The sequence below is a fragment of the uncultured Campylobacter sp. genome, from assembly GCF_938030685.1.
Taxonomy (GTDB): Bacteria; Campylobacterota; Campylobacteria; order Campylobacterales; family Campylobacteraceae; genus Campylobacter_B.
In genome coordinates this window covers 1-9,190 of sequence record NZ_CALHHX010000119.1, presented here as the reverse complement: position 1 = coordinate 9,190, position 9,190 = coordinate 1, and the positions used below count along the sequence as shown (strand labels likewise).

The 9,190-nt window shown below is 48.8% G+C and carries 8 protein-coding genes; 6 read left to right on the top strand and 2 right to left on the bottom strand.

What is annotated here, in order from left to right; translation table 11 throughout:
- Positions 1-725 precede the first annotated feature (725 nt).
- Positions 726-1,703, bottom strand: a complete 978-nt coding sequence (gene proC, locus Q0369_RS05535; RefSeq protein WP_298097108.1) for a pyrroline-5-carboxylate reductase — start codon at positions 1,701-1,703, stop codon at positions 726-728.
- Positions 1,704-1,840: 137 nt separating this feature from the next.
- Between proC and ilvC the strand changes: the two genes are divergently transcribed.
- The 6 genes from ilvC (at position 1,841) to Q0369_RS05505 (ending at position 8,375) form a co-directional block, all read left to right on the top strand.
- Positions 1,841-2,863: a ketol-acid reductoisomerase gene (gene ilvC / locus Q0369_RS05530; protein ID WP_298097105.1), complete on the top strand. Its 1,023-nt coding sequence runs from the start codon at positions 1,841-1,843 to the stop codon at positions 2,861-2,863.
- A gap of 13 nt (positions 2,864-2,876) precedes the next feature.
- A complete protein-coding gene (locus tag Q0369_RS05525) occupies positions 2,877-4,067 on the top strand; it encodes a divergent polysaccharide deacetylase family protein (protein WP_298097103.1) in 1,191 nt (396 codons plus the stop codon).
- Positions 4,051-4,839: a DNA-processing protein DprA gene (locus Q0369_RS05520; RefSeq protein WP_298097099.1), complete on the top strand. Its 789-nt coding sequence runs from the start codon at positions 4,051-4,053 to the stop codon at positions 4,837-4,839. The genes Q0369_RS05525 and Q0369_RS05520 overlap by 17 nt, the downstream gene beginning before the upstream one ends.
- Before the next feature lie 843 nt (positions 4,840-5,682).
- Positions 5,683-6,072 carry a Holliday junction resolvase RuvX gene (gene ruvX / locus Q0369_RS05515; RefSeq protein ID WP_298097096.1) on the top strand — a complete coding sequence of 130 codons (390 nt, stop codon included), beginning with the start codon at positions 5,683-5,685 and terminating at the stop codon, positions 6,070-6,072.
- A gap of 448 nt (positions 6,073-6,520) precedes the next feature.
- Positions 6,521-6,898: an EthD domain-containing protein gene (locus tag Q0369_RS05510; protein ID WP_298097093.1), complete on the top strand. Its 378-nt coding sequence runs from the start codon at positions 6,521-6,523 to the stop codon at positions 6,896-6,898.
- Between the two features lie 790 nt (positions 6,899-7,688).
- A complete protein-coding gene (locus tag Q0369_RS05505) occupies positions 7,689-8,375 on the top strand; it encodes a tetratricopeptide repeat protein (RefSeq protein WP_298097090.1) in 687 nt (228 codons plus the stop codon).
- 639 nt (positions 8,376-9,014) lie between these two features.
- Here the strand turns inward: Q0369_RS05505 and Q0369_RS05500 are convergent.
- On the bottom strand, positions 9,015-9,190 hold a 176-nt coding region (locus tag Q0369_RS05500), incomplete at its 5' end, for an FAD-linked oxidase C-terminal domain-containing protein (RefSeq protein ID WP_298097111.1).

Here is a 9,190-nt window from a genome sequence, read left to right as displayed (position 1 = left end):
TGGAGAAGGAATTTATCTGATCTTGCTTATCGCGGTTTTGCGTGCGAAGTTTTGGTCGGATGAAAAGTCAAATTTTATTGCGCAGTTCGGCAGGATTTGACGTACAGGTTTGGTTTGCAGCTCGGCGGCGAAGCGTAGTTTAAATTTAAGGCTTGCTCGGGCGGCGGAATGTGTTTTGATTTGCAGCTTGCTCTGGTAGTAAAATACGGCTCGGCGCGGCTAGCTTTGTTTTACTGCTCTCGTGAACGGTGAAATTTTGCGGCTTGCGTTTGCGTCCTAATAAGACTTCGGCGCAAGACGCGCTATTTGAGCGCTTGCGTTCTGCGTGAGTTTTTATTTAACAAGTTCGCAGTAGCGGGCGCATCTACCTATGCTGCGTTAAATTTTGATTTTAATGGTTTTGGACGTAGGCTCGCGCGGCTAAAAATCAAAATTTCGCCCTGCCGCGAGCGCTAAATTTATAATCCTGTAAATTTAGAATTTTAAGAGCGAAATTTTGAATTAAAATTTCCCAAAATCTCTAAATTTTAAAATTCTAAACGCAATACGAGCTTACTGGCTCGCTTGCCATAAGGCTCGCAAATTCTGCCGCAATCGAAGCGACGAACTCATTCGATAAGGATAAGACAAAATTTTAGCTAGAGCGCCTGCACAAAATCCCAATGTTAGCGCGCCCTTAAACGCGCCGTATTTGAAATCCGAAACTGGCGAGGTGCAGCAAAAGCCTAACAGCGAGCTTTGGCGATGCACGCCTCGATCGCCGCCATCACCGCTGCGCGAAACCCAGCCGCCTCCAGTGCCGCGAGTCCCTCTATCGTCGTGCCCGCAGGCGAACAGACGGCGTCTTTGAGCTCCGATGGGCGCTTGCCGCTTTGTAGCAGGCGCGCCGTGCCCTCTACCGCCGCCGCTACCGCGTCGTAGCACAGCGCTCGCGACAGTCCGCCCCGCACGCCCGCGTCCGCCGCCGCCTCGATAAAGGCGCACACATACGCAGGCAGGCTACCTGCAATCCCCGTAAATGCGGCAAAGCCAGCCTCATCTATCTCGTAGAATTTGCCGATTTTGGCGGCTAGCGCTCGTACGACCTCCCGACTGGCCTCATCAAAATACTCGCCGTAGCACAGCGCCGTAGCCGACGCGCCGATACCCGCGGCGACGTTTGGCATCGCGCGAGCCACGAAAACGTCCGCACCTACGATATTTTGGGCACGCTCCAGCTTGAAATTAGGCGCCAAAAGAAGCAGGATTTTGCCCGCAAGCTCGGGCGCGATCAGGTGCAAAATCTCCTCGTAGCTGGCGGGCTTGGTCGCGAGCACGATAATATCCGCTTCGTGCGTCAGTTGCGTCTCGCCTTGTAAAATTTGCACGCCATAGCGCTTACGCAAGGCTTCATTTTTGCTTCTAGCATAAGCTAGGACTTGAAGCTTCGTATCGGAGCCGGACTGCGCGCAGGCGAAATCGCGCTCGTGGCTCGCAAAATTCTGCTCTAAATTTGCGGAATTCCGCTCGCAAGCCGCAAAGCTTTGAGTATCTGGCATAAAATTTTGCCCGTCGTGCGCGCAATTTTCTCCGCCCGCCGTGCAATTTTCTTTATTCTCTGTAAAATTTTCTCTGCTCGCCGCGCAATCTCGCCCGCTAGCTCTGCAAAGTGCTGCGATCATAGCCTCGCCCATATTTCCGCCGCCGATAAATCCCACTTTCATTTTCGCCCCTTTTAAAGCTAAATTATGCCTCAATGATAGCTCAAAATTTCTTTATCCGCCCTTGCGGCGCGCGGTTTATCTACGTAAAAGCAAATTTTAGCTACAATCTCGCCTAAATTTTTAAAAAAGGATGCGTTATGGCAATAAATGTTTTTTACGACAAAGATTGCGATTTGGGTTTGATTAAGGCTAAAAAGGTCGCTATGATCGGCTTCGGCTCGCAGGGGCACGCTCACGCCGAAAATTTGCGAGATAGCGGCGTAGAGGTCATCGTGGGTCTAAAAAAGGGCGGCGCGAGCTGGAGCAAGGCCGAGGCAAAGGGCTTTAAAGTAATGAGCGTCGGCGAGGCTACGAAGGCCGCAGACGTCGTAATGATCCTAACGCCTGATGAGTTTCAAAGCGATATTTTTAAAGCGGAGATCGAGCCAAATTTAAGCGAGGGCAACGCGATCGCGTTCGCGCACGGCTTTAATATCCACTTCGGACAGATTGTCCCTCCAAAGGGCGTCGACTGCATTATGATCGCTCCGAAAGCCCCGGGCCACACCGTCCGCAACGAGTTCGTAAGCGGCGGCGGCGTACCGATGCTGATCGCCGTTTCGCAAAACGAAAGCGGCAGAGCCAAAGAGCTTGCTCTAAGCTACGCAAGTGCGATCGGCGGCGGCCGCACCGGCATCATCGAAACGACCTTCAAAGCAGAGACCGAGACCGATCTTTTCGGCGAGCAGGCTGTGCTTTGCGGCGGACTTTGCGCGCTCATTAACGCAGGCTTTGAGACCCTCGTCGAGGCTGGATATGAGCCTGAAATGGCGTATTTTGAGTGCCAGCACGAGATGAAGCTGATCGTGGATCTCATCTATCAAGGTGGCATGGCCGATATGCGCTACTCGATCTCAAACACCGCAGAATACGGCGATTACGTAAGCGGAAACCGCGTCGTAAACGAAAGCAGCAAAGCGGCGATGAAAGAGGTGCTAAAGGAGATCCAAAACGGCAAATTTGCAAAAGACTTCATCCTCGAGCGCAAAGCTGGCTACGTGCGAATGAACGCCGAGCGCAACATCACGGCAAATAGCTTGCTTAGCAAAACCGGCGATAAGCTTCGCGCGATGATGCCGTGGATTGCCAAAGGTAAGCTCATAAACAAAGATAAAAACTGATTTCGGCTGAACTTTGGCTAATACAAATCCACGAGGGCGCCGCAAAAAGCGCCCGATCAACTACGCAACGATCGCCTTTGTCGTAATCTTATGCTTTTTAAGCGGCGCGGTTACCTACGCGGTTTTGGATCTCGTATTTTCGGGCAATAAAGCCGCGTTGCAGCAAAGCTCGCGCAAACAAGCTCCCGAGAGCACTTCCGATTCTCGCGGTAAAAAGCCTCGTTTAAGCGCTGCACAGAAGGAAGCTCTGATTCAAAAGGAGCTTGATAAGATCGCCGAGCAAAACATAACCGCGCCGAAGCTTCCCGTAGAGCCTGCCTCGCAAAATTCCGCAAAACAAAATTCCGCAAACGGCAATTTGCAAAATTCCGTAAATTCTATGGCTTCCGTAAATTCCGCCGCCTCAAATTCGGCAGGCGGCGGACCTGACCTAAATTTTACCGCGGCAAATTCCGCGCCAGAAAATTCCATAAATTCTACCATGCAAAGCTACGCTTCGGGCAATGCGGACGATCTTTCTAAATCGCCGCGCAAGGCCCTGCCAGCAGGCTCTCGCGCAAAGCTAGCGATCATCATCGACGACGTAGGCACCGGCGAGCAGGCGCAAAAGATCGCCGCTCTGCCCGTGCGCGTGACACCGTCTATCTTCCCGCCCGAGTATCAGCGCAAGGACACGCGCTCGCTCGCTCGCGGCTTTGAGCATTACGCGATCCACCTACCGATGGAGGCGAGCTCTGCTAAAAATAACTCCGCGACGCTGCGAGCTTCGGATAATTACGAGAAGCTAAACGGCGTCATAGCCAAGCTGCGCGCGGACTTTCCGAACGCTAAATTTATAAACAACCACACCGGTTCTAAATTTACCGCCGACGAGCGCGCTATGCAAAACCTGCTGCGCGCGATGAACGAGCATGGATTTTTATTTATCGACTCGCGCACGAGTCCCGCTACCAAGGCTAAGGCGGCGATGAATGGGCTTGGCATGCGATACGTGCATCGCGACGTGTTTTTAGATAATCAAAACAGCGTCGCTGCGGTGCGTAAAAAGCTGCGCGAAGCCGTCGCGCTTGCTAAAAAGCAGGGTTACGCCATCGCTATCGGCCATCCCAAAAGCTCCACTTTGCGCGCGCTTGCAAACAGCGCCGACATCCTAGGCGAGGTCGATTTGGTCTATTTGGACGAAATTTATGAGTACTACGAGTGAGCTCGGTTTTAAAATTCCAAGCCTAGCAAGGCTCGGTGCGAGCGAGCCCGCGCAGCTGTATTTTAGGGGCGAGCCGGCGATGTTACAAAAGCGCCGCATCTCGATCGTAGGCTCGCGTAAGATGAGCGTTTATAGCAAAAATTTGATCCTGCGGCTTGCGCGCGCTTTGAGCGATGCGGACTTTTGCGTCGTAAGCGGCGCGGCGATCGGCTGCGACATAACCGCGCACGAAGGGGCGTTTCCAAATACGATCGCGGTTTTTGGCAACGGCCTTAATCAAATTTATCCCGCGCAAAACGCCGCCATGATCGGCAAAATTTACGAGCGCAGCCTCGCGCTTAGCGAGTATGAGGACGGCGTGAGCGCGCGCGGATTTCAGTTTTTGCAGCGCAACCGCATCGTCGTGGCGTTGTCAGAAGCGCTGATCGTCGCTCAAGCCGAGCCTCGCAGCGGCTCGCTGCAAAGCGCGCGCCTGGCCCGCGAGATGGGTATACCCGTCTACGTGCTGCCGCACCGCATGGACGAGAGCGCGGGCACGAACGATCTGCTCGCAAAGTCTCAGGCGCGGCTGATCGCGGATTTTGGCGAGTTTGTGGCTTCTTTAGCTCCGCAGACGCCGCAAAACACTGAGCGCGTGCAGGATGAGGTGATGGAATTTTTAGCGCTAAATTCCGATTTGCAAGCGGCGATCGAGCGCTTCGGCGATAAAATTTACGAATACGAGCTTGAAGGCAGGATCGAAATTTTAGGCGCAAAGATCGTGGCAAAGTAGCCGGCGGCGGGCGCTTGCTTGCTGTGGTTTGATCGGCGCCGCTCGCTAGCACGGCGTGTTTGCACGGCGCCAAGTTTGCGCGGCCTGAGTTTAAATTTAGAAAAAGGCGGCTTGGTAAAATTTTATCTTCCGCAAGTGGCACTTGGCTTAAAATAAATCGGCGCAGTTTGTTTGTGCAGCTCCGCTCGCCCCGCTTGCGGTAATGATCGGTTTGTGAATGCCTCTCGCGATTTATAAATACTTTGCGGCGCAGAATTTAAGTGTTAAAATGCATGAAATTTTCTGAAATAGCGTTTAAATGTTTGTTTGCCTATCGTGCTAAATTTTTGCGGGTAAATTTGGCTGCGGATTTCAGCGCGAGTGTGGTAGACTGAATTTGTCGCAAGAGAAAATTTTGGTCACGGCGGCAAAATTTTACGAGTTATAAAGCGTAGGGGGGCTTGTATCTACTCCGTCGCGTGAATGCGAACCCGCTTTAAAATTTTGATTTTACGTGGGGTGGGTTGGTTGCACGTCCGGCACCTGCATGGCAGGATTTATGCACGCCGTGAATTTGGGTGTCGCTTACGTGCAGCTCGCGTGAACTCAGTGCGGATGTACCTGCCAGGTGCGGCGATCGAAATTTTAAAATTTGAAGCTCGTGGTACGCTAAATTTAATAGCTCGCAAGCGGCGCGAGCGAGTGTAATTTATGTCAATTTCGTATAAAATTTCATAAATTCCGCAGCTAAATTCTGCGATAAAATTTAGCTATGAAATTCCGATCGCGGAATTTTGGTGGCATAATTTTAATGGCGAAATTCAGTAAAATTCCATAAAATTTAATGTAAGTAAAGGATGAAATTTGATAGTTGCGATCGATCTTGGGCTTAAACGTATCGGCGTGGCGGCGGCACCGGATGATAAGACGCCGCTTCCGTGCGAGCCGATCCTGCGCAAAAACCGCACCCAAGCCGCGCGCGAGCTAAGCCAGCTGCTGCGCGAAAAGGGCGCGAGCATGCTCGTGCTGGGCGTGCCGCGCGGCGGGGCGAGCGAGGAGGAGATGAGCAGGCGCATACGACACTTCGCCTCGCTGCTGGATTTTGACGGCGAGATAAAATTCCAAGACGAGAGCTTTTCGAGCGCCGAAGCGGCGGAGTTTGCGAGTAAAGGCGCTAAGGGCGGCAAGGATCCGCGCTTTGATAGTATCGCCGCGACGATAATTTTGCAGAGATTTTTGGCGAGCAAGGGCTAGGCGCATGTGTAGCAACGCAATTTGCGCGCAGCTGCGCAAGAGGAAAATCGTCGCTCGTCTATTTTGTCGCCGTTTGAAAGGCTGCGGAATTTTACTCGCTCGCCTAAACGGACGGAATTTATGCGCGTCAAAAGTCGGTAAAATTTTCATCGTTCGCTAAAGCTTGGCAAAATTTTGCTTTGCCCGCAAAGAGCCTGCGGAATTTATTTCGACTGCAGCCGTAAATGGCGCTTTAGGTAGTTAAACTAAGTGAGATTGACAGCGATTTAAGTTGTAAACGGCGAGGTTTATGCATTTTTGGCGATTTGTGCTCGCGCGCACGGCTGCTATTTTAAGTTTTTTCAAGGTCTATTTAGACGCAAAGAACGCTAAGCAAAATTGCAAAAACGCGGATGCATCATAGAATAGGGCGCAAATTTTGAGATAAATTTCATTTTAGGGAGCGGTTATGTTTAAGATTACGATGTTGGTAAAAAAGGCGCCTGGAATCACGCAGCAGGAGTTTGCGGCACACTGGGCGGCGCATTCGCAAAAGGTTTTAGCTAATCAAAAGGTGCTAAATATTGTCCGCTATTCGAAAACCATGCCCGTTTTCCCCGAGGGACAAAGCACCAAGCGTGAGACGGCGGCGTTTGGCTACGACGCGATGGGCGAGCTATGGTATGAAAGCGTGCAGGCGTTTGCGGACGCACGAAACAGCGAGGTAGCGCGAGCGGTGTTAGCGGAGCTGATGGCGGATGAGGCGCGGTTTTGCGATATGAAAAACTCCGTGATGTGGTTCGGCGAGGAGGAGGCCGTGATAGAGTTCGGCTCCAAAAAAGCGTAAATTTAAAGACCGAGAGGATAAAATTTCATGGATCGTGTAAGTGGCGAAAAGCGGAAATTTATCGCTTATGACCGATACGCTTTTTTGGCATACAGCGCGCGGAATCGCGGCAAATATAGTGCTCATGGATGATGTGTGAGTGCGGCTTACATGATGAAATTTACATGCGCGATACAGATACTGCGCGGCCTAAGTTATTTTTAAGGCTCATATATCTAAGTGGTGTGGATCTAAGAATCCTGGGTATTTAGCCAAAACGCCTAAAGGTGAATTATGCTTGCGATTTTGGCATAGAAAAGCCTATTTCTAAGATAAAACTTAAAGGGCGGTGGCATAAAATTTTTTAAAATTTTTAAGCAGCAATGCGAAATTTTCAAAAGTTTTCTAGGGCGTGGCAAGATGCTTGTCGCGGGCTTGGTATGCAACAAAATATTTTACGCATTAGATTGTCGCCCTGATAAATTACCATTGTAGAGTCCGTAGGTGTTTCAGACCACAGGATTAAATGCTTTAGTTATTATAAATACTGCAGGCGCCGTGGATGCCGCATAGACGTGCGAGTAAAAAAGTGGGATAGCCAGCCATAAAAATAATCTTGCAAGTAAAATTTTAATTTGTCTTTTTGAAATTCAGCTCAAAGCTCCGTTTAAAATTTTATTTAAAATTTTGCTTGGGATTTTGATAGGAATTTTGCAAGAATTCGCCGTAAATTTCACAGCTATTATCAAAAATTAAAATTTTATCCCTCGCTTTTTGCTATAATTATTTTTAAAATTTAAAAGGAGCAAAAATGAAAATTTTAGCGTCGATTACCGCTCTAATAGTAGCAGCCTACTTGCTCGCGCAGATATTTTTCCCGCAAGGGGTCTCGTTTGTCGGATGCGGCGTCGGTAGGGCTAATTCGTGCGAAGACTACGGAGCGTATTTGCTTGAGGAGCGCGATTATGAGGCAGCAAAAAAGCCGTTTGAAAAAGCTTGTGAAGCAGGGCTAGAAAATAGCTGTGCTATCGCGGGGGATTTGTATTACGACGAGCAAAATTTATATAAAACTACGAAAGATAAGGGCAAGTCCGCGCGGTTTTATTCCAAAGCGTGCGAGCTGGGAGCCGTCAAAGCTTGCTACAACGCCGCGATAATCTCTTATAAAAATGCCGATAAGAAAAATACATTTGCGTTTTTTGCCAAATCATGCGATTTGGGATTAGGCGAGGGCTGCTTAAACGCTGCGGTCGCTAGCTACGAAGAAAAAGACTATCAGGGCGCTCTTAAGTTTTTCCTCAAATCTTGCGATGCTGCTTTGGCAGAGGGATGCCAAAGGGTTGGGCTAGCGTATTCAAAGAAGGAATTTGGCGAGCCGGATCTGGATAAGGCGATGATCTACTACGACAAGGCCTGCAAGCTGGGAGCGGAGTTTAGCTGCAACGTAGTAGCCGCGATGAATAAAATAAATGCAAGCGAGGCTAATGCTACTAAATAGATGGCAGGGCTAGCTAGATGATAACATGGCGAGATCGAAATTAGCATAGAAATTTCTCGGAGCTTTATAGGATTTTATGAAATTTCGTGAAATTTCGTCTTTAAATTTTATCGCTGAAATTCCGTATATTGCGATAATATCGATAGATAGCGATTTTAAAATTTCAGTATCTTGGAAGTTTAGAATTTAATCTATGCTATGGATTTTATTGACAGAATTTTGACTTGTCATAGACTTATCCATCGCGATATAGGGATTTCATCATAATCTTAGTGCATCCCTGAAAGAGAAAAAATTGCGCAAACTAGCGAGTAGCTATGTAATCACAGCTGATATGGCAAAAATATCCGAAAAAGATCGCACAAGGTAATCAATCTGCGAAGTAAGTAAAATCAATTATCAAGTGGATGAAATCTATCAATAAACAAGTAAAATTATTCATTGCAAGGCAAATAAAATTAATTGCAAAGTAAGCAAAATCGATCTGTAAATGGGTAGATCAAGCTTGAAACTAACTCGAAGTAGCCTGTAAGCAAGATAAATTTTAAGTAGGCATATTGTAAGAAAGTAAAATTTTAGATGAGATAAGTGGGATAAATCGATTTCAAATCACCGTAGAAGTTGGATGACGATCCTAATTTAAAGCCCCATTTTTCCGGGATTTAAGATGCCTTTTGGATCGAAAGCCCTTTTGATTGCGCGAAATAGCTCCATCTCTGCTGCGCTAAAAGCTAGTGGCATAAATTCCGCCTTACTTAGTCCGATGCCGTGCTCGCCGCTGAGCGTACCGCCAAGATCAACTGCAGCTTTGAAAA

Coding starts and splice junctions, on each gene's coding strand:
- proC (WP_298097108.1), bottom strand. CDS start 1,703: ATGAAAGTGGGATTTATCGGCGGCGGAAATATGGGCGAGGCTATGATC.
- ilvC (WP_298097105.1), top strand. CDS start 1,841: ATGGCAATAAATGTTTTTTACGACAAAGATTGCGATTTGGGTTTGATT.
- Q0369_RS05505 (WP_298097090.1), top strand. CDS start 7,689: ATGAAAATTTTAGCGTCGATTACCGCTCTAATAGTAGCAGCCTACTTG.
- Q0369_RS05520 (WP_298097099.1), top strand. CDS start 4,051: ATGAGTACTACGAGTGAGCTCGGTTTTAAAATTCCAAGCCTAGCAAGG.
- Q0369_RS05510 (WP_298097093.1), top strand. CDS start 6,521: ATGTTTAAGATTACGATGTTGGTAAAAAAGGCGCCTGGAATCACGCAG.